Genomic DNA, 22,148 nt, shown 5'->3' with positions numbered 1-22,148 from the left:
AAATGCCATCATCACATCACCAAAACCGGAATAAAACTAATACCTGTCCCCCCCTTAATAAGGGGGGTTAGGGGGGATCAAATGCCATCATCACATCACCAAAACCTCAATACCACCGAATTTCACCTACCCTACAACCCTCAACTAATAGCAAGAGCAAAAGAACTTCGTAAAAACTCAACACCCGCAGAAAAAAAGCTTTGGCAAAATTACCTCAGAACCTTTAAATTTCGAGTTTTACGTCAGCGACCAATTGATAACTTCATAGTTGATTTCTACTGCGCTGCATTGAAGTTAGTAATTGAAGTTGATGGAGAAAGCCATTTTACTGATGAAGGTCAGGAATATGACCGAGAAAGAACACAAATTTTACAAGGATATGGGTTGAAAGTGGTGAGATTTACCAACGATCAGGTGTTGAATAATTTTGAGGCGGTGTGTGAGGAAATCGAGGGTTTGATCCCCCCTAACCCCCCTTATTAAGGGGGGAAATATATTCAAATTCTCTGATTTTTTGCCAGAGATTAGATCCCCCCTAACCCCCCTTAACAAGGGGGGAACCGGATTCAAGATTCAAATCAGCTTCAAAGTCCCCCTTTTTAAGGGGGATTTAGGGCGATCGTAAACTTGTGCCTAAAAGGTTTTATATTTAAAAAAATTTTTAAAGCGCTTCGCGCAGGGAAAAGAAAAGAGGGAAAAGGGCAAAAGGGTAAAAGTATAAAGAGGCTCTAAGTCCACGCAGCACCACAGACAACTCGAAAACCGATATTGTCGTTATTGTTGCCCGGAATGTTGTTGTTGCGAACCGCCGAACGGCAAAGTACAGGATTGACGAACCAAGAACCACCGCGCAGCCGCCTTATTGAGCTTTCATCACTAGATAACCATATACTCCTATCGGTAGGTGCGCCTTCATAATTTCGATGCCAATGGTCAGCACACCATTCCCAAACATTGCCGTGCATATCGTAAAGCCCAAAAGCATTAGCAGGAAAACTGCCTACTTCTGTAGTTTGTTCTCGATAAATTCCTTTAGGGCCATTATCATAAGACCCTCGATACAGTTTTCCGTCAATTGTCCTATCTTCACCACAGTAATTGGCTAAATCGGTTGTAATCGTTTCGCCAAAATGAAAAGGTGTTGTAGTTCCCGCACGACAGGCATATTCCCACTCCGCCTCACTCGGCAACCGATAATTTCGCCCGGTTTTCTGAGACAGTCGTTCACAAAACTCCACCGCCTCATACCAGGACACTTGCTCTACCGGACGATTTGCACCTTTGAAATTAGATGGCTCACGATTGAGATCAATTTTGACTTTGGGAAAACCTGCGACTGTTTGCCATTGAGCTTGTGTAACCTGAAACTTACCTATAAAAAAGGGTTTGATAGTCACAGAATGCTGTGGCTTTTCATCATCTAACGATTCTGGCTCATCAGTTGGTGAACCCATCAGGAATGTGCCACCAGGAATCGCAACCATTTCCAAAATTACCCCATTCCCAAAGTCTTCAGAAAAAAATTCTGCTTGTTTACGACTGCGTTTGATTTTGTGAGTGAGTTCTTTACCTTTTTTGACAACAGAAATAGTTGCCATCTCAAAATCAAAACGCTGAGTTGGAAAAGTCGGCTGTAAATAGACGCTTGAGGAAGAGCAATCAATTTCACAATCTCTCAGTATGTCTTTCCCTCTACCACGCCCCCGGATTACAGTACCGAAATCATCCCGGATTACAGTACTGAAATTATCTGACCCTTCTCGGTACTCTGGCTTTGGCTGGGAAAATAGTGCTTGTCTGGGGGCGATGACCCTTACTTCAATAGCAGCAATATCCTCATCCCGCAATGCCAAATATGTTTGGTATTCCTTCAAGTCAGCTTCCGTAGACTCACTAAACGGATACTCTTCATTGACTGCCTCAATTAAACACTGTTCATACTCATGTAACTTGCGTTCATACTCCCGAAATGGTTGCAAAACCTCTTCTTCAATTGCCTTTACTTCTTCCTCTGAAAGCCGCCACTCAAACCGCTTGGCATTTAGCAGCCTTCGCGCAAAGACAGAAAACTTACCCTCTCCCCGTTTAGCAAATCGTTCCACTTCCTTACGATACTTTAGCTTCGGGTCATCCTTGGGCGACTTCGCCAGCAGAATTTTGTACCCTTCCTCCACTGGGTAAAACTTAGGAGTCATAGCTGGAGCCGCTTCTGTCACCTTGCTGCTGGCATACTCATGTAACTCATCAGCAGAAATCCAACCGTCGCCATCCAAGTCAGCCGCACCTTTGTCAATTCCTTCTACTAAATAGCGAGTGTAAATCGAAAGTTCTGAACCCTCTTGCTCAAAGGAATATTGAGTAGAACTGGAAGAAGTGAGAATTGCCCGTCCCTTACCGCCTAGCTGTTCCTCCAAATTCACCGCGCCGTCATCTTTCACGGTTAACCCTTTAGCAATTGCCCCACTAAAGCAACAATCAAGAATAATCACCTGTCTCTCAGATTTACTCTCGTTCATGCTTTCGTGCAGAAAACTCGCCGGAAGTACTGATGGCTTAACCAATGTTCCATTCTCTTTAAGGGTTTCACGGGTTGACAGGTAAAACTTGTATTTTTCATCCATAACACCATGCCCAGAAAAGTAAAATAGCAGTAAGTCATGCTTTTGGCGATTGGCAAATAGTTTATAGATGGCATACTCTATCTCTCGCTTCTTGGGATTTTCTAACACCTGAATTTCTGTAAAATCACCCTTTTCCGAATCTGCCAAAACACGCCTCATCGCCTCCACATCTTTAACAGCCGCAGGCAAAGGGTTTAATCCCGGTTCGTATTCACTAACCCCAATCAGCAACGCTATCTTAGCCATGCAGTCTAGCCTTTAAGGAATTCCTGGGCTTTTTGATAGGCAAAATCAAAATCTTCTCGACTGCTGACTTTGATGGTAAGTTCTGTACCATCTGGTTTTTTGACAGTTGTTTCAATAGTTTTAGAACGCACCATCCCAGAGAGAAAGTCAAACAAAGGCTTCACTCTTGCCACATCGACTAAAGTTTTGAGCGTTCCTAAAAGGTAGCCACCTAAAGCTTTTGAGTTTGGTGGCGCTTCTTCAACTGGCACCAAATTAACTTGTTCAACACCATCCACTTTTTCAAGCTGTGGGAGCAAATTCTCTACTTCCTCTTGTAACTCCTCGTCACTTAAACTAGCATCTACCAGGGAAATGGTAATTTCAATATTAGATTGGCTACTCATGTACATATTTAATAGTATTTATCGTCAATTTTACTCAACTTCTATGCTCATGGGAAAATTTTAAAGAAATCTTCGTAACACCGCCGCCGTAGCTTCTCCCGTTTTCTCCCAACTAAATAACTTGCATCTCCCAAAACCAGCTTCCCGCAAACGCATCCGCAAAGTTTCATCATTCGCCAAACATTGCATTGCTTCCGTAATTTCTCCCACATTATAAGGATTAACTAAAATCGCCGCATCCCCTGCTGCTTCAGGTAAAGAGGAAACGTTGGAAGTAATTACCGGAGTTCCACAAGCCATTGCTTCTAATACCGGAAGTCCAAAACCTTCCCAAAGGCTAGGAAAAACTAAGGCAATTGCTTGATTAATTATTGTCGGTAATTCAATATAAGAAACATATTCTAAAAACTTGACTTGATTACTGATTCCTAACTGGCTTACTGCTGCTTTCAATGTCGGAGTAAAGCGTGAATCAAAAGAACCAGCTATCCACAATTCATAGTCACTTTTATTAGGTAAGTTAGCAAAAGCTGTAATTAATCGATCGATATTTTTATAAGGGTCATGTCTACCAATATATAAAAAGTAATTGCGCTTTGGCAAATCCAAAAATCGAAAGTGCGTTTCATTATAAGCTAACAAAACAGGTGTAACTTTCCGTTCGGGAATGCGGTAAAATTTCATTACATCGTTAGCAGTGGAAACCGAATCACAAAGAATATGTTGTGCTTGTTGTAATACCGAAGGTAAAAAATAACGATAGTAATTAGTTAAAGGCGAAAATCCCTTGGGAAATCGCAAGGGAATTAAATCATGAACTGTCACAACATATCGACAACCAGCATAAATTGGTGCTTCTGGTAAAGGCGAAAATAACAGTTTAGCTTGCAGTTTTTGATAAATTTTCGGCAGTTGAAATTCCGTCCACAAAATCCGGGAAAAGTTACCTTTGGTTCCTTGTTCCGGTGTTAAGTTCGACGGTACTGGATAACAGTTAAAATCTGGAATAACTCGGCTAGATAACAAAGTCGGATTGAGGGGTTTTAAATGGGGAAAAAGATTAAAAGCGTAGGTACTAATCCCCGTTGGTTTAGCCATTAAAAATGATAAGTTTATTAGTAGTTCGTTTACCAAGTTAAAACACTCTCCTTAAATAAAGCGATATTCCCCCAAATTTTCCCAAGGCGATTTTTGGTTTGAGTGGAATTAAGTATATCGCATTTAAAAACAAACGAACCAATCTTAATAATAGGACAATTTTACTTGTATATCTTTCGAGAGTCAGCAAATAGCTGTAAGTACTATGTTGAAATTTTAAAAACGCATTTTTCCCGGTAATCGTTGAAGGTTGATGAACTACACCAATTTGATTAGTGATGGCAATCAAATGTCCTTCTTTAGCATAGCGTTGGCAAAAATCAAAGTCTTCGTAATATAAAAAATATTCTGGATCGAATTGCGGACAAACAGGAAATTTTTGGAGATTAATTAATAAGCTACAACCGCTAATCCAATCAGTTTTTAAATACGCAAAGTTTGAATTTTGGTTGTCAATTGTTTTAGGAATAATTGCGCCATTCTTAGGGATAAATTCACCGCCAGCGAACCAAATTTCGCCTGTTGTGGTGTAAATAATTGTACCCAAAATCGAAAGTTCGGGATGGTTTTGGAAAAGTGCTGGAACTTTTTCTAATGCTTCGGGTAATAAATAAGCATCTGGATTTATCAGCCAAACGATCGCTTTTTGATTTTGCTGATAAATCCAGTTTAATCCTAAGTTACACGCTTTCCCAAAACCCAGATTTTCTCCTGATTCCAGAATCACAACTTTGTCAGTTTTTAAATCCTGAATAGATTGTTCATCTGGAGAATTGTTGACAATTATAATTTGGTAGTCAACAGCTTGGTTAGGAGAAATTGAGTTAATTAACTTGGCAATTAACTGGTTGGAATAATAGTTAATTACCAAAAGGTAGATCACGTTAACTCAATTTGACTGTCATCACCGATCATAAATCTTAAGGCTTTTGGACGTTGGGGTGCAGCAACTAATTGCACTCGCTGTCCAATTACACTATCAACAATTCGCTGATGAATTTCTACTACTTTTGCCCCCTGTAAAATTACACTATGGTCGATTTCTACATCGACTAGTTTCACATTGTTGCCAATGCTGCTGTAAGGGCCAACAAAACAATGTTCTAAATAACAATTCTCACCGATTACAACAGGCCCCCGAACTGTACAATTAACTAATTTAGTCCCAGCGCCAATTTGCACTCTACCAGTTACTTGACTTTTCTCATCTACTTCACCCAAAATAGATGCACTCAGGCAAGTTGTATCCAGAATAATCCGATTTGCTTCGAGTAAATCGTCTTTTTTCCCGGTATCTAACCACCAACCTTCTAGTTGACAAGCTTCAACTTGTTTTTGTTGGGTAATTAAGTATTGAATGGCATCGGTAATTTCTAATTCGCCACGCGCCGAGGGTTGAATATTTGCGATCGCATCATGTATAGTCTTAGCAAAAAAGTAAATTCCCACCAACGCTAAATTAGATGGTGGAACTTTCGGCTTTTCTACTAAATGCAGAACTCGCCCATTTTCATCAACTTGTGCCACCCCAAAAGCGGTGGGATTGGGAACTTGTCTTAACAAAATTAAAGCATCTGTTTGTTTATCTTTAAACCGATCGAGAAACAGATTTAACTCACTTTGAATTAAGTTGTCACCCAAATACATAATAAAGGGTGAATCTCCTAAAAATGGCTGGGCGATTTTTACCGCGTGAGCTAACCCAGCAGGTTGCTCTTGTAAAATATAAGTAATGTTAGCACCAAAGCGATCGCCATTTCCCGTTTTCGCTTTTACCTCTTCCCCAGTTTCCGGGCTAATAATAATCCCAATATCTGTAATTCCTGCTGCTACGATTCCTTCAATTCCATACCAAAGAATTGGTTTATTTGCTACTGGAACAAGCTGTTTTGCACCTGTGTAAGTCAAAGGTCTAAGTCTTGTTCCTTTACCACCGGACAGAATTAGTGCTTTCATAATTTATTGAGCGTATAGTTCAGTTAACATTTTTCTCAATCCTTGCCGCCAGTGAGGGGCAAAAGTTCCCAACACTTTTGATATTTTCTCGCCAGCAAGCACCGAATATGCAGGGCGAGTCGCGGGAGTGGGATATTCAGGTGTAGTAATCGGAATTACTCGCCCAATTTGCAAATCCCATCCTAATAGTTTAGCTTCTTCAAATATAGCAACTGCAAAGTCATACCAACTAGCAACGCCACTATTTGTGTAGCTATAAATTCCGGCAATTTCGGGCTGATATAAGGTAATTAATTGAGTGATTGCATTGGCTAAATCTAACGTATAAGTTGGACTACCAATTTGATCTGCAACTACCCGAATTTCTGGTCTATCTTTCCCCAATCTCAACATAGTTTTGACAAAGTTCCCTTTGCCACCTACGCCATAAACCCAAGCAGTTCGCACAATAATATAATTTTGGCAACCCTTTTGAATGGCGATTTCCCCAGCGAGTTTAGTTTTCCCATAAACACTCAAGGGATTGGTGGGGTCTGTGTCCTGATAAGGCGAACCTTTGCTACCATCAAAAACGTAATCGGTGGAAACGTGAATTAAGGGAATTGCTAACTTTTCACACTCTTGGGCTATGATACCAGGTGCGATCGCATTAATCGCATTCGCTAATTCTGGTTCACTTTCCGCTTTATCAACAGCGGTGTATGCCGCAGAATTCACTATTACATCAGGTTTCGCTTCATTAATTACCTGACGAATCGCCTCTGGTTGAGTTAAATCTAACTCTGCCCTTCCGACTCCGATAACTTCGCCAATAGTGGGAAGAACACCGCTTAATTCTTGCCCTAATTGACCGTTAACTCCAGTAACTAAAATGCGTTTCATTGGTATACTTCTGCGTCTTTAAAGGGTTTGCCAGCTATGTCTTTTGCAGATAAAATCGGTTCGGAGTCTAAAGGCCATGCGATCGCTAAATCTGGATCGTTCCATAAAATAGACCTTTCATGTTGTGGTGCATAATAATCCGTAGCTTTGTATAAAACTTCCGCTGTTTCTGAGACTACCAGAAAACCATGTGCAAAACCAGCCGGAATCCACAACTGCTGCTTGTTTTCCGCACTTAACAAATAACCCACCCATTGCCCAAAAGTCGGCGAATTTTTTCTCACATCCACCGCCACATCAAAAATTTCGCCCGACACTACCCGCACTAATTTTCCCTGTGCTTGTTCAATTTGATAATGCAAACCCCGCAGCACATTTTTACTAGAACGTGAGTGATTATCTTGGACGAAATTAACTTCTACACCCGTTTTTTCGGAAAAAGCCTGCTGGTTGAAACTTTCAAAGAAAAAACCCCGGCTATCTCCAAAAACTTTGGGTTCAATCAGCAATACATCAGGTATTTCAGTAGCTGTAGTTTTCATACATTGTTAATTTGTTGACTACCTAGAGGAAAAGCTTTTCCTGTTTCACCATTAAAAGCCGAAGCTTCAATATTTACCAAGCCTTTTGGTAATTCATGGATGGGAATGATTTTTCCCATCCAGCCATCAAGTATACTTGGTTTCTTGTCGCCTTGACAATATCTAACTTTCCATCTTCATAAAAACTTTTTAATGCTAACTGATTACCTAAAGAAGCGATTAAACCAACAGCGTCCACATATCTGAATTTAAGTATTTGGCTTTGGACTTAATTTAGGAATAACTTGGTCAAGATAGCCAGATTAATACTAAAGCTAACTGCCATCTTGATTTTCAGCCTAGTTAATTTTTTACTAAATGAGTACCGCTTACTTTATAAGCTTTGGCTTTTTCCGTGTCAAATGCCCAAGCATTTATTTTCACCAGACCTTTTGGTAATCTACTAGCTGGGAAAGTTTTTTGCCAGCCAGACATCAAATAGTTTTTTGTCTTCCCAGCTTTAACCACATCTGGTCTTTCTACCCTCTTATCAAACACAGCAAATACTATGTCTGCGCCCGGACTTTTTTCATAACTTAAAATTACCGCATCTGCTGGTTCTTTTTTCTCTGGTAAAATTGCCCATCCTACAGCAGAATAATTATTATTTTCTACCTTTTTTACTTGCTCAAACCACCCATATCCCCCAGCTTGATTAGTCGCATTATCTGTTCCCTTAATATCTTGTATCCTCTTACTATTAATAAATTTCGCATCTATTATTCCCAGAAACTCAACCAATTTAGCTCTCTTTTTTAGCCCTTCAAAATTGGGGTAAACTTTTTCTTTAATGCACTTTTGTTCTGGTGCTACATTGAGAAATATATAACAGGCTTTGGCTTGTAAGCGATCGAGTCTAGTCGTATACATTCGCGGAATTGTAAGTTCCGCAGTAATAATGTAAAAGTATAAAAACCCGGCTAATAATATGAAAATCCCGGCTTGAGCAATTCTTTGGTTTTTTGAGAGCAAAAACCCTTTTGTTTTGGCATCATCATAAACGATCGCAACCAGATTGATTAAAGCCAAAGGAAGATACACAGAGAAAGTCATGTATCTAAAAGCAATAGAAGTATCTAACCCGAAACCTGACCTACCTAAAGAAGTAATTAATCCACTAGTTACAACGTAAAAACCAATTGTTAGCCAACCAGTCATCCTATAAATTACTGTTGGATCTTTTCGCTGCTTAATAAAATAACTAAAAACTCCCAACAATAAAATTATTAATATCGTTCCTATCCAAATATTATTTCTAATTAAAACTGCAACGTTCCCATTATATTTAACTGTTCCCCAAGCCAAAGGAGCACCTAAAAAAGAAAGTAAGTATAGTAATGCTTCATTTGGATGCAACAGACCATAACTAATACCAGGTGTCCCCGGTGGTTTTTGGTAATTATAAAAATATACAGCCATATTAGCTGTAAAGGTAGCAATCCAAGGAATATACAACCATTTTTCTGGAATAATATCTGGCGATCGCCAATTTTTTGAAATAGCCAAAGCCGGAAATACAAGTATCCAACTCAACATTCCATTACCAAAAGAATAAGTACTAACCGTACATAAAATCAGACATATTACTAACTTAACTTTCCTGTTTATGCCTGAATAAATTGCTACTAAACAAGTTGTAATACAAGCAATTGGCATGAATACAATTAATTGATGTCCCCATAACCAATTTTCATATTGTGCTGGTGAAAAAATTAACAAATTACAGAGAAACGTCAGGAATATTACCTTAACTAAACTTTCCCCTATTGTCCATTTTATTAGGCGAAATACGTTAATTGAAACTATGCAGGCTAGGACTAAACTCACCCACATTAGATGTCTAATATCCCAATTCCAATTATTAAAATAAGCCAACCCTATAAAAATAAATCTGGGAAACGCATATCTAGCTTCATTTTGCTGGGAAATGAGATATTGAAAAGTTAATCTGAACTCAGGATAGACTTTATCTAACAATAAGCTAATCTCCCAATCATCCATAAAAGGTATATTAACTCTATTTTGATAAATTGATAGGGCTATTAAAAAAGCTGGGATGATTGTCAAAATAAATCCTGTCAAATACCAGATTTGGGGACGCTTATTCATCTCTAAAGCTTTCCAGTAATTAAAAGCAAATTGTCTCACTACTCTACTACTATTTTTGGCTCACCGATCAACTTAAAAACCTGATTTTTTTGAGAATCATACACCCAAGCTTTGATGACTGATTCTCCCATTGGCAGAGATTTGGCTGAAAATCTCACACTCCATCTAACTTGACTATACCGACTAGACTTCAAAGCCTTAGCTACATCAGGACTGGGCAAATTTACAGGCGCACTAGCAAAAAAAGTATTTTCTTTACCATAAGATAGTAGCACCTTTGTCGGGAGAGCCGAACCCTCTGGCAGGATAGCCCATCCATTTGCTACTAAACTTGTACGTCGCTTGAGTCTCAAATTGGTTTTTATTGTAGATGGATTATCCATAAATCCATACACTTTAGTAGTGTCATTCACAAAAAACACATTAGTTGGAAAATCCTTAGCTTTTTTTAGCTTATACTCAGCAATATTATATGAAGTAAAACTTAGATCTATATCTGGTTTATACACTAAAGAGTTAAGTGTAGTAAATTTGATTGACGTTATGGCAATAGGTAGCTGTCCTTTCAAAAACAATAAAGCATCATTACTATCTTTGGGTAAGTGACCGATCAATATTCCATTTTGGGCATTTCCCGGCACAATTCTATAACTACGCTTACCCCCATTCTCATCAGTTACATCGATCGTTACAGGTGGATTTCTAAAAAGAGTCTTATATATTTTACCAAAAACAGAATATTTAAAATTAACGGCTAAACGAACCACCTGACCATCACCCACTTCTATTTTCCGATCGCTATTCCAACGAACGGACAAATTATTTGCTTGACTACTTGGGGAACACCTACTGGAATTAAGTTTTTTCAATACTATCAATTTTGATAGCCCCGGCATATCTATCAATTGAGGTACATTATCCGCAGGTTTGTAATTACAAAAAACATAGAAAAAAGTTTTCGGTTCGTCAAAAAAAGGATGCCTTTTATCAATAGTTTCAAAATTATAAAAAATGTAGTCTCTAGGATTTCTTGATAAGCTATTCCAATTTAAGTTATCAAGATACTTCGTATAAGCACTATATGACTGAAATACAGGTCTTGGTTTCCAATTAAGTTTGTTAGCTTCTGCTAAAGATGTTTCCCAAGGAATAATATCTATCTCTTGATTTTCTACTACCTTTCTTATACTTTCTGGTAGTTTTACTTTAGATAAATTAACCTGATTTCTTGCATCAACTTCTTCTCGCAGTTTGCCTAAGTTAGCGAAAGCTAACAGTTTACCAACTACCTGCGAAGGATTCAACTCCGCAAGCCTATTAGTACCTTGAGCAAATTCTTTATGGTCAAATGGTGCAGCAGTGAAACCATATATTAGCATAATGAACAACAGATATATGTAGACTACAGCCCCTTTTCTGATAGTACTAATTTTTTTAGCTTTAGTAAGAGATATAGCGACTATCAGAGGCGTAGAACTTATTAAGAAAAGAGTATGACCATCCTGACGAATAAACCCATGTTTGAAAGTCATCCAGAGGATAAATGCTAGACAAAGGGAAAAAACTAAAGAATTTTCCCTGGCTATTAAAACTAAAACTGCCAAGACTAAAACAAATTCAGAAATTCCAATTATGAGTTCCCTTTTTAAAGGGCCGACTACAGTCATTGCTTCAGAGTAGCCAGAAGAAATTTCTAAACTCCCCTTCAAATAGTCTATTAATGGATGAGAAAAATAAAATAACATGAATATTAACGCCAAACTGTAGACTAGATAAAATATGCTCCAGCCTGCAATTTTGGGATTTAATATGATGTTTTTTAGCTTGCCTGACTGAGTTTTTACTAAATCTTTTCTGCCAATCTTAACGCACCACCAAGTAAATATACCGCTAATTACTGAGAGCAACAGACAAATTACTATTTTTTTTATACTGTCTATAAAGTTGGGATTTCCCAGTACAAATTGTCCAGAAATCATTATTAAAGCTGAATCTAAAAAAGCTAATAATATAGTATTTGTATTTTGGCTTTTTTCTTTTATACTTAACCATAAATCCCCCAAAAGCCAGAAAAATAGAGAACCTATTACAACTACCCCTAAATTTAACTTAATACTCAGGCAAATACTAGCAACTATTCCTAATGCCCAAGACCACTGTCTGATTGATTTACTGTCATAAAATGACAGCATAATTATGATTATGTATAAAATTTGATAGCTGGGATCGAGGATAAATATATATGAAAATAAATATGCAGATAACAGGCTGGAAATGATTAGGATTTTTACCAATAATCTGGGTTCTTTAAAAATTTTTATAATTACTAAAGCCCATAAGACAAAGTATACTAAAACTTGAAAAAATAGTATATGAAAAAAGTTTGAATCTAACGCCGCACCAGTAATTAAATATCCTAACCGACCATAAGTAAATACGATATCTCGTCCAAAAATCAGTCCATCTTCTGATGCACGACTAAGAGCATATCGCCAGGATGGATCTAGCCCTATTTGTATTCCTTGAGGTATTGGTAAAAAAGCTAGGAAACAATATGCTAATGGAAATATCCCTAGCATCCATATCTTCCCATACTTACGGAGATTTTCTGTCATTTTCAGCAACCTTAATTCGATTAATTAACCATTTTACACTTAAAATAGTTAACTAATCTGGTAATCAAACTTGTAACTAAAAAAAGAATCATCAGCAAAGCAAAGTTTAACTCTAGTCCACTGATGATTAAATTCAATAATCTAAAGAAATACAGCGGCAGAGATTGTGCGATCGCATCTCCCCGATCGCCCTTAACGCACAGTTTCTAAATTATCAACTTGTTTTTGGAACAACTCGGTAAAGATAGACAGTAAAGTTCGCTTCCGCACCTTAATGCTAGCATTCACCGCCATCCCAGACTGGACGCGAAATTCCTTGCCATTAATTTTTAACATTTGATTTGTCAGCTGAATTTTGGCTGGGAATGAATAGAAAGGACGTTCTTGAGTAGGTGGTAAAACATCCGATCCCAGAGAAGCAGAAGTCAATTTACCTTGCAAAGTACCAAATTCAGTAGATGGGAAAGACTCCACATTCACCTCTACTGTTAAACCATCTTTCTCCTTAGTCAATCTATCAACCACCTGTCCGATATCCCGGTTTGTGAGGTAAACTTTTGCCACCAAGTCATCATCGGGCACAATTGTCATCACAGGTTCGTTGTCAATTTGTCTGACCACATATCCGGGGCCTGTGGGTTTCAAATTGAATACTACACCACTCACAGGTGCTTTAATTTCTTGGAATTCTACAGCTTGATGCGCTTTAGTAATTTGGGCTTCAATTTCATCTAGCTTTTTCTTATTTTCCAAGCGCAATCTAGCTAACTGACTATCAATTTCTGCAATTCGTTTCTGGTTGTCAGCAATTTTTGTCCGCACATCTTTTTGGGAAAAAGCAACAGCATTTTGCCATTGTTTGTTCGCTCTGTCAATTTCTGCATTTAAGCGTTGTTGCTCTTCTCTCAAACGCTTAGCTTCCGCCTCCATTTTCAATAATTCACTTTCCCGCAGCGTGAGTTCATTTTGTCGCTCGGCAATTTCCCCGGCAATGCTAGCAATTTGATCCTTGCGTGATAGCACTTCCGCTTCACTACTTACTACTTCATTTTTGCGAGTTAATATCTGTTGCATTTGCCGTCTACCTTGCAAATCCGACAAAGCCCCCGACTGTACAACAGGTCTAATCTTTTCCATTAATGCTTCATCTGAAGCCAACAACTCTTTGGCATTTCTCACCCGATTTTCCGCACCTGGTAACTGCTGTTGAGCCGTTGCTAATTGCCTTTGCGCCGCCTGTACCCGCTCTCTGGAAGTTTGGATTTGCTCATTAAGCTTAGGAATTTGTGACTGCGCTGCATCCAATTGAGTTTGCACCTGAGCTAATTGTGCTTGCAATCCTTGAATTTGCAATCTAGCTGCTTCCTCACGAGATTGAGATTCAGCGCGACTAGCTGCTAAAAGTTCTTGTTGGTTAGTGGAAAACGCATCACCGCTAGCTTGTGTGGGTGTACCTCTGCCATTTGCCAATGCTGTGAGGTATTCATTTTCTGATACTAAAGCTGTTTTTGACTTGATTAATTCTTGGAATTCGGGGCTAGCGTTGCTGATATTCGAGCTAGCTAATTGTCCATTAAATTGTCCATTGTAAAACTGATTTTCCCGGAGCAACATTTCCCGTTGTCTGGTCAGGGCATCTAAGTCGGCTTTGGGTGCTATGGAGTCCAGTACTAGTAATACTTCACCTTCTTTGACGCGCTCGCCTTCTTTAAATCTAATCTCTTTAACTACCCCACCATTAGGCGCACGTAATTCTTTAGCTGCTCCCTCTGCTTCCAACTTACCCTGTGCTGGCACACTTTGATCCAGCGGTGCAAAACCAGCCCACAGTAAACCCGCACCAGTCACACCAATAATCATCCACACAAATGCGTGTGACCACCAAGATGGTCTTTCTAAAATAACAGGTTGGTCATCTGGGCGAAAAGGTAAAGGAGTTCTAATTATTGGTTGTGCTTTCGGTTCCCAAACTGTCTCCAATTCTTTCAGTTGAGTAGCACCATTATGCTTGCCATTCCCATTGCCATTCCCATTGCCATTCCCATTACCATTACCATTGCCATTGCCATGATGTTCGGTTGTTTGTTTAGTGCTCATTTGCTACTGTCTCCTTGTCAATTTTAAATTTTGAAATTTAGATTTTTTGATTGTCATTTGTTACTTGTCATTAGTCATTAGTTTTTCGTAATGACTAATGAGCAATAACTTACATTATTTCTGATTCCTGTTGCTGGTAGAGGCAATAGTAACGTCCTTTCAGCGCCATCAGTTCTTTGTGAGTTCCCTGTTCAGCAACTGCACCTTGATCCATCATGAGTATTAAATCTGCACTTCTGACAGTACTCAAGCGGTGAGTAATAAAGAAGACTGTGCGATCTTTAAATGCCGTTTTTAAGTTTTCACAAACTAAGCGTTCCGAGTGGTAGTCGAGGGCGCTGGTAGCTTCGTCCAGAATTAGCATTCTGGGGTTTTGCAACACAGTCCGTGCTATAGCTAACCTTTGTCTTTGTCCCCCGGAAAGCGAGGAACCCCGTTCCCCGACGATCGTGTTATACCCATTAGACAAAGACATAATAAAATCATGGGCGGCGGCAATTTTAGCGGCTTCGATAATTTCCTCGTCCGTTGCTTCTGGGTTAGTTAAACTAATATTTTCCCGGATCGTGCCATTAAATAACAACGTATCCTGTAACACCATCCCAATCTGACGACGTAAGGAATACAACTCCACTTTAGCAATATCGTAACCATCCACGAGAATTCTGCCCGCAGTTGGCTCATACAGCCGTTGTAGCAATTTCATCAAAGTACTCTTACCGGAACCACTTTGACCCACAATGCCCACAAAAGTTCCGGGTGCAAAATCTAAATTAACATTCACCAGTTGCAATGGGCCATTAGGATTAAACCGGAACGACAAATTATCGTAGGTGACACTACCTTGAATTGGTGGCATGGCAATATTAGTAGTGTTAGATTCATCCGCTTCGGGATGAGCATCCAAGATGTCGCTGAGTCGTTCAATAGACAAGGCTGTTTCTTGGAAGTTTTGCCACAACTGCACTAAACGTAACAAAGGACTGGTAACATACCCTGCAATGATGCGGAAAGCGATTAATTGTCCTAAAGTCAATTGCGGTGGGTTAGCAATTACCATCGCAGCACCTACCCACAACAGCAATAAACCAGACAATTTATTAAAGAAGCCAGACAGAGAACTAGCGGTACTAAAAGTTAATACGGTTTTAAACCCTGCTGACACATAACGGGCGTATTTTTCTTGCCAATTCCACCGAGATTTTAACTCAATTGTTTGGGCTTTAACTGTTTGAATCCCGGAGAGCACTTCTACTAAATATGATTGGGTGTCGGCGTGGCGTTCGGCTTTGGTGCGTAATTGACGTTGGACGATCGGTGCAACTGTTAAAGTCAAAATGGCAAATAACGGAATGGTTGATAAAGCTACCAAAGTCAGTGGTACGCTGTACACCAACATGAAGGCAATGTAAAACACAGAGAACAGCGCATCTAACACCACAGTTAACGCTGTCCCGGTCAAAAATTGTCGAATATTTTCCAACTCGTTTACCCGTCCGGCTAGTTCCCCTACCCGACGGTTATCAAAGTAGTGCAGAGGTAATTTCAACATATGGTCAATTACTTCTGAACCCAAACTTATATCAATTCGGTTGGTAGTATCAACAAATAAAGTCGTCCTGATATATGTCAGTAACGCTTCAAAAACTGCCACGACTAACAGCAATAACCCCACGCTATGCAGAATGCTATCGCTGCGATCCTTAATTACTTGGTCAATAATTACCTGAGTGGCTAAAGGATTTGCCAAAGCAAACAGCTGTACCAAGAAAGAAGCGATAAATACTTCAATCAGAACTTTTTTATGTTTCTTAATCGCAGGTAAAAACCAGCGGAGACTGAATTTTTCTCTTTGTCCTTCGGGACGGGGTTGCAGTAACAGTACTTGTCCTTCAGCGCCCCAAGTTTCGGCAAATTCTCTGGGTGTGCGGCGGCGGATTCCTTCTTCGGGAACTGCCAGCACCAATTCTTTTTCACTAATTTTGTGGAGTACGGCAAAGCTATCTTGCCATTGAATCAATGCTGGTGCTTTTAACCGGGGAACTGCGGCGGCTTGGACTTGAACTAACTGGGCGCTAATGCCCATCATTTCGGCTATACCACCACAGGTAAGGAGTGTTAGTCCGCCTTTGGTTTTATTTTGGTTATCAATTATTTTATGGATGATGTCTCGCCGGAAAGTCACGCCCAAATACTTAGCTAGCATTTTAAAGCAAGCTAAGGGTGCTTCCACTGGGCCACGTCCTTTAAAAAATTGAAAGGGACGTTCTGAGACTATGACTGGTTCGGTTTTGGCGGGTGTTTCCGAGGCGTAGGGAATTTGATCGTAGGGTGACTGGGGACCTGTAGCTGGTGAGTGGGAATCTGTTGGTTGTTCCTTTGTCTCTGTTTCTGTGGCTGCTTCTATTATTTGTACTATTTTTGCTGCCTGTGGTAATGCAGAAATGGGTACTCCCAATAACCTACCGCCTTGTTTGCCTTTGACGGGTACCCAACTGCCTACTTCCTGGATGGGAAAACGGCTACCGTTGGAGAATGCGCCGATCATGCCACTGCTAACCATCCACAACATTTCGCGATCGAACTCTGGCAAGGTGGCTTGACCGTTGGCGAGGTTGACTACTTTGGCGTGGGGAAAAACTTCTGCGGTAAGTTCTTTTAGGTTTACTGTGGCTATCGCCCGACGTTGTAATTCTAAACTTAGGAGTTCAAATACTTCGCTGATGCTTGGTTGTTCGCGATAAGCTTGGCGCAGGACTGGTTCTTGATTGATGAAGGATGAAAATACTGAGCTAGGAATGGTGATGCAGATCACTTCGTCTGATGCGATCGCTGTCTCACACCCTTCCCCTCGCACTAGTGCCGCCCAACCTAACAGTTTCCCTGGCCCCGCCATGTACAAACTAACAGGGGTTTGGGTGCGTTGGTCGTAGGCTAACACCCGCACTTGTCCCATGTAAACTATGGCTACTTGAGTAGGTGATACTTCTTTTTGTATAATTGGTTGCCCAATGCGATACCGCAATAATTGGCATTCGGCTGATAGGTTTTGTAAGGCGCTTTGGGACAGTTGGTTAAACGGTTCTGTCTGGGCGAGAAATGTTTGAATTTGCGATCGAGAAACTGCTTGGGTCATGGTATGAATTTTAGATTTTCGGTTTTAGATTTTTGATTGGGTTTTTTTGCTTAATATTATGCGGTCATGGGTCTATTTGCCTAACGGCATATTTTATTCAGGAAAGCAGAAGGCGGCAAGAAATTTTTGCGTTTTGAGTTAATCAACTTCTCCTTGTCTCAAGAGTCTCCGTTCGGATCTCGCTCACGTCGAAGCCTTGTCCCCAAGTCTTTTATGCCTAACTAGTGCAGCACGGCATAAATTTCCCATCAGTTCTTTCCCCCCATCCCCCCACCTCCTCATCTTTACTGCGGAACTGGTGGGAAATTTATGCCCAGATGCACTAGTTAGGAGAACTGGGGTTTTGATCGTCTGAATTTTCTTGATTTTCTTCTGTTTCTCCTGTTTCCTTCTGATTATCTACTACTTGCAACCCCCCCATTTCTTGAATTTGTTCCCCAAACCAGTTCTCAAACATCTCGTCCAATAAGCGGCGACGCATCGCATCGTCGAGTTGGGCAGGGATATTCTTTTCTAGTCTAATAATCACAAACCATTCTGCCAAAGCTCTGGGGGGCCAAAGTTGACCGGGTTGGCTGACGGCTAGTAATTGACCGATCAGGGGATGGGGTTGCTTAATAGGAACTGGCCCGAGCAAGCCTCCAGTTTTAGCTTCAGGCCCTTGGGAGTATTTTTCGGCTAATTCCGCAAAGGATTGTTCGCCTTCTTGAATGCGGAAATAAATTTCGTTTGCCAAACCCAAGTCTTTAGTCCGAATTAGGGAATAAACTACTTGATCTAGATAGGGTTTGCGGGTGAGAAAATAATTTTCTACCTTGTTTCCCCAATTGGCTTGTTTGTATTTTTCCACTCGCAGGGGGCGCACTGATAATTCTTGTAACTGTTCGGCTGTTATTCCTTGCTGTTGCAGCCAAGCTGCTTTAGCTTCTGGGGAATTGAGTTGATACTGAGCTTCAATTTGAGAAACTGCAAAGAGCATTTCTTCCTCAGTATATGGAATGTCTGCGATCGCTCTATCGATAATCAACCCTCGCAAAAATTGCGGCATTAGTTGGTAACGAGTCATCATTTCCAGCATCTCTGTAGGTTGAATTTTTTCCTCGCCTGCTTTAAATAGTGTTGTCATCATTTCCGAGTTATACTTTTTCCTTGGCTGTTGGTGTATCTATAAATGATTCTGCTATTAAAGTACCCTCTAAACCAACCCTTCTAACAGCGAACACTCCCGACCATGCTAATCGATCGCGATCGCAGATCCAAAAATCTGCCCAAATTGATTTTGGGATACCAGTTGAGCAAATCGGCTTTGACAGATTCATCATCGTGGGTAGCATCCACAAGAACTAAGTCTACACAGTCTGAATTAAAGTTAGCAGATGCCTTGGTTTGAGCTCTCGGCAGGTAAAACGGCTGCGATCGCTACGTTACTCTCACCTTTATACGATCCTAACTCGACTACCTGCGACTCGGTAAGTAAATTTTTAACAATTTTTTGCAGCAAGTTAAACCAAGCCCCTATCCGATCCCATTCTAGGATTTCGGTCAAGTCCGATCGACTCATCTGCTAAAAAGTAATTCCTCAACTTTCCACAGGACATCTTGATTTTGGATAATTGCCAAAATTAGCGAAAAATTCTTTACAATTTATTTGCAATTATCCAGGCTTCAGACGAACTTAACAAAATTTCATGCGAATTCTGTTTACAATTCCCCACTTTTTCCAACCCAGCGATGGCAGTCGGTACGGTTCGCAGGGTAAAGATCCTCAACCTCGGATACAAGCACTTACCGCTTGTATCACTTCTCTACATAAATTGTTTGGTCAATCACAAGCTAGCTTTGATATTGCTCAAGGTGCAGCAAAACCAGCGAATCAATCCCAAGTAAACAACATAGATATTGTGATTTGTACTACTAAAAATCAGCACCTCCTCGACCAACTTTCCTTACCTGCCGACTTATACAAACACTACCGCACTGACGCAGAACCAATGTCACTTGGTTTTGAGTGTCAAGCATTACTCCGTGATTGCCTTGGTGCTTATGATTATTTTTGCTTTTTAGAAGACGATATAATTTTGCATGACCCTTGGTTATTTGTCAAACTGAATTGGTTTAACAAACAAGTGGGAGATCGTGCCTTACTCCAACCAAATCGTTACGAACTTTCTCCCCCAGGAAACAGCAAAAAGATTTACATAGATGGTAATTTGTCACCATTGCTAACTGCTAATTTTCAAAATTTAGAAGAACAACCGGAATTACAGGCACAAATTCTGGGACAACCTGTGATTTTTCGCCGTGCGACTAATCCGCATTCTGGCTGTTATTTTCTCAATGTCGCCCAAATGAATTATTGGGTACAGCAACCGCATTTTCTCGATCGCAATTCCAGTTTTTTTAGCTCTTTAGAAAGTGCGGCTACTCTGGGAATCATGCGGACTTTTCGCATTTATAAATCTGTGCCTCAACAGGCTAACTTTTTAGAAGTTGAACATTACGGCAATGCTTGGACTCAAAGATTGTTAAAAATTCCAGTTGAGGATCAGGGGAACAAAAGTGCAGGGGAGGAAATTAAAGTTAGTGCGCCATCAAATTTAGCTATTCAACCCACAATTGTTAGTTCTGCGTCCATACCTGATTATTACAATCGAGTTAACCCTGATTTACTCAGACTTTTGCCAGCTGATGCCAAAGTAATTATAGAAGTTGGTTGTGGAGCAGGAGCTTTAGGAGAACAGTATAAAAGAATTAATCCCCATTGTAAATATATCGGTATTGAATTAAATGAAACTGCGGCGAAAATTGCGGCGACTAGGTTAGATCGTGTAGTAATAGGAAGTGTAGAAGAGCCCAATATAGCTGATGAAATTGGCGAAGATGTAGCAGATTGTTTGGTTTATGGCGATGTGTTAGAACATCTAGTTGATCCTTGGGCAGTGCTGGGAAATCATCTAAAATGGTTGAAAGCAGATGGTCAAGTTTTAGCTTGTATTCCTAACGTGCAACATTGGAGTTTAATTCTAAGATTGTTGCGGGGAAATTGGGCTTATGAAGAAGAAGGTTTGTTAGATAAAACTCACTTAAGATTTTTTGCTTTGGATACAATTAAGCAATTATTTGCTGATGTGGGATTGCAAATTAACGATGTGCAACCTAGAGGACAACAAGGGGAAGCTTTTCAGAAATTCCAGCAAATAATGGCTCCAGTTATTAATAGTTTAGGTTTGTCTGAAAGTGATTTTGCTCAGAGGACATCAGCGTTACAATATGTAGTTAGAAGCACTAAAACTCCGATCGCATCTAAACCCTTGCTAATACAAACTATTTTAATGGCTCCTTTGGCGTGCGATCGCGTGCGAATCCTAGAACCAGACCAATTAAGTGCTACAATTCCCGGAGTACGAACTTTAGCAACAGTAAAAACAGCTAATTTAAGCATTGGTAAACCGGAAGAAGAGAAAGTCTTTATTTGGCAAAGGGCATTTTTACAGAAAGAAAATGATATTCCCAAACTCCAAGAACTACTGCGCCGAGGTTATTTAATTGTCGCAGAAATTGACGACGATCCACTACGTTGGCCTGCTCATGGAGAGAATCAATTTTTCAGTTACGCTGCTTGTCATTGTGTACAAACTTCTACCGAACCTTTGGCAGAATTTTTACGAGGAATAAATCCAAATGTAGCGGTTTTTCAGAATCAGTTAGCTTATCTACCGCCAGCCAGAAATTATGAATCAGATGCGCCAGTTACTTTGTTTTTTGGGGCTTTGAATCGAGAAGAAGATTGGGCAGAAATTATGCCTGCGATTAATGGGGTGTTGGGGGAATTTTGCGATCGGATTCGCGTAAAAGTCATCTACGATAAAAAGTTTTTCGATGCCTTAGAAACACCCCACAAACAATTTGAATCTTTCTGTGCTTACGATCGATATCAAGAAATTATTCATAGTTGTGACATTGGTATCTTACCATTGAATCCCACCAGATTTAACAGCATGAAATCCGACCTCAAATTCATTGAATGTGCCGGACATGGAGTAGCAGTTTTAGCAAGTCCAACAGTTTATGAAGCTTCAATTATTGAAGGAGAAACCGGATTAATTTACTGTTCTGTAGCAGAGTTTGAAGAGAAGTTGAGAAAGCTAATTTCTGATACCCAATGGCGACAAAACATTGCCCAAAACGCATATAATTGGGTGAAAAACAATCGCCTACTTTCCCAACATTACCGCCAACGCCGAGACTGGTATTTAAAAATGCGGGAAGAGTTACCCAGGTTGAATGCTGAATTAAAAAGTAGAGTACCAGAATTGTTTGTTTAGTTCTATTTTGTCGGGTGCGTATACTGATTAGTTCTATTTTGTCGGGTGCGTATACTGAAATCTTACGCCTAGAGGCGGGAGCCTCTGTTTTTCGTT

The 22,148-nt window shown here is 40.0% G+C and carries 17 protein-coding genes; 2 read left to right on the top strand and 15 right to left on the bottom strand.

From position 1 onward, the window contains the following. Positions 1-81 precede the first annotated feature (81 nt). A complete protein-coding gene (locus ACE1CI_RS06795; protein ID WP_413265396.1) occupies positions 82-483 on the top strand; it encodes an endonuclease domain-containing protein in 402 nt (133 codons plus the stop codon). A 245-nt stretch (positions 484-728) separates the two neighbouring features. Here ACE1CI_RS06795 and ACE1CI_RS06790 read toward each other — a convergent pair whose 3' ends face one another. The 15 genes from ACE1CI_RS06790 to ACE1CI_RS06720 form a co-directional block, all read right to left on the bottom strand. Then, entirely contained in the window at positions 729-2,867 is a 2,139-nt protein-coding gene (locus ACE1CI_RS06790) for a caspase, EACC1-associated type (protein ID WP_413265397.1), read from the bottom strand. A 5-nt stretch (positions 2,868-2,872) separates the two neighbouring features. Continuing rightward, a complete protein-coding gene (locus ACE1CI_RS06785) occupies positions 2,873-3,253 on the bottom strand; it encodes a hypothetical protein (protein WP_413265398.1) in 381 nt (126 codons plus the stop codon). Positions 3,254-3,313: 60 nt separating this feature from the next. Next, positions 3,314-4,351 (bottom strand): glycosyltransferase family 4 protein, encoded by a 1,038-nt coding sequence (locus tag ACE1CI_RS06780; RefSeq protein ID WP_459564084.1) that lies wholly within the window; start codon positions 4,349-4,351, stop codon positions 3,314-3,316. Between the two features lie 37 nt (positions 4,352-4,388). Beyond that, entirely contained in the window at positions 4,389-5,234 is an 846-nt protein-coding gene (locus tag ACE1CI_RS06775) for a glycosyltransferase family 2 protein (RefSeq protein WP_413265400.1), read from the bottom strand. Continuing rightward, complete coding sequence (locus ACE1CI_RS06770) at positions 5,231-6,307, bottom strand: glucose-1-phosphate thymidylyltransferase (RefSeq protein ID WP_413265401.1); 1,077 nt, start codon at positions 6,305-6,307, stop codon at positions 5,231-5,233. Before ACE1CI_RS06770 ends, ACE1CI_RS06775 begins: the two co-directional genes overlap by 4 nt. 3 nt (positions 6,308-6,310) lie before the next feature. Then, entirely contained in the window at positions 6,311-7,189 is an 879-nt protein-coding gene (rfbD, locus tag ACE1CI_RS06765; protein ID WP_413265402.1) for a dTDP-4-dehydrorhamnose reductase, read from the bottom strand. Beyond that, positions 7,186-7,731, bottom strand: a complete 546-nt coding sequence (gene rfbC / locus ACE1CI_RS06760) for a dTDP-4-dehydrorhamnose 3,5-epimerase (protein ID WP_413265403.1) — start codon at positions 7,729-7,731, stop codon at positions 7,186-7,188. Before rfbC ends, rfbD begins: the two co-directional genes overlap by 4 nt. After that, positions 7,728-7,850, bottom strand: coding sequence for a hypothetical protein (locus ACE1CI_RS06755; protein WP_413265404.1), 123 nt, complete (start codon positions 7,848-7,850; stop codon positions 7,728-7,730). Before ACE1CI_RS06755 ends, rfbC begins: the two co-directional genes overlap by 4 nt. Positions 7,851-8,073: 223 nt before the next feature. Beyond that, positions 8,074-9,879 carry a hypothetical protein gene (locus ACE1CI_RS06750; protein ID WP_413265405.1) on the bottom strand — a complete coding sequence of 602 codons (1,806 nt, stop codon included), beginning with the start codon at positions 9,877-9,879 and terminating at the stop codon, positions 8,074-8,076. A gap of 38 nt (positions 9,880-9,917) precedes the next feature. Continuing rightward, positions 9,918-12,494 carry a hypothetical protein gene (locus ACE1CI_RS06745; RefSeq protein WP_413265406.1) on the bottom strand — a complete coding sequence of 859 codons (2,577 nt, stop codon included), beginning with the start codon at positions 12,492-12,494 and terminating at the stop codon, positions 9,918-9,920. Positions 12,495-12,686: 192 nt separating this feature from the next. Further along, positions 12,687-14,591, bottom strand: a complete 1,905-nt coding sequence (locus tag ACE1CI_RS06740; RefSeq protein WP_413265407.1) for a beta-barrel domain-containing protein — start codon at positions 14,589-14,591, stop codon at positions 12,687-12,689. A 109-nt stretch (positions 14,592-14,700) separates the two neighbouring features. Next, entirely contained in the window at positions 14,701-17,727 is a 3,027-nt protein-coding gene (locus ACE1CI_RS06735; RefSeq protein ID WP_413265408.1) for a peptidase domain-containing ABC transporter, read from the bottom strand. Positions 17,728-18,049: 322 nt separating this feature from the next. Continuing rightward, positions 18,050-18,853: a peptidylprolyl isomerase gene (locus tag ACE1CI_RS06730; protein WP_496615599.1), complete on the bottom strand. Its 804-nt coding sequence runs from the start codon at positions 18,851-18,853 to the stop codon at positions 18,050-18,052. 10 nt (positions 18,854-18,863) lie between these two features. Continuing rightward, positions 18,864-19,049, bottom strand: a complete 186-nt coding sequence (locus ACE1CI_RS06725; RefSeq protein ID WP_413265409.1) for a hypothetical protein — start codon at positions 19,047-19,049, stop codon at positions 18,864-18,866. A 47-nt stretch (positions 19,050-19,096) separates the two neighbouring features. Next, positions 19,097-19,288, bottom strand: a complete 192-nt coding sequence (locus tag ACE1CI_RS06720; protein WP_413265410.1) for a hypothetical protein — start codon at positions 19,286-19,288, stop codon at positions 19,097-19,099. Positions 19,289-19,415: 127 nt separating this feature from the next. Between ACE1CI_RS06720 and ACE1CI_RS06715 the strand changes: the two genes are divergently transcribed. Beyond that, the gene (locus ACE1CI_RS06715; RefSeq protein ID WP_413265411.1) at positions 19,416-22,052 is read left to right on the top strand and encodes a methyltransferase domain-containing protein; all 2,637 of its coding nucleotides are present in this window, start codon (positions 19,416-19,418) and stop codon (positions 22,050-22,052) included. The last annotated feature ends 96 nt before the right edge of the window (positions 22,053-22,148 follow it).

The sequence above is a fragment of the Floridaenema flaviceps BLCC-F50 genome, from assembly GCF_041929275.2.
In the GTDB taxonomy this organism is placed as follows: Bacteria; Cyanobacteriota; Cyanobacteriia; order Cyanobacteriales; family Aerosakkonemataceae; genus Floridanema; species Floridanema flaviceps.
This window is presented reverse-complemented; position numbering and strand designations above follow the sequence as displayed.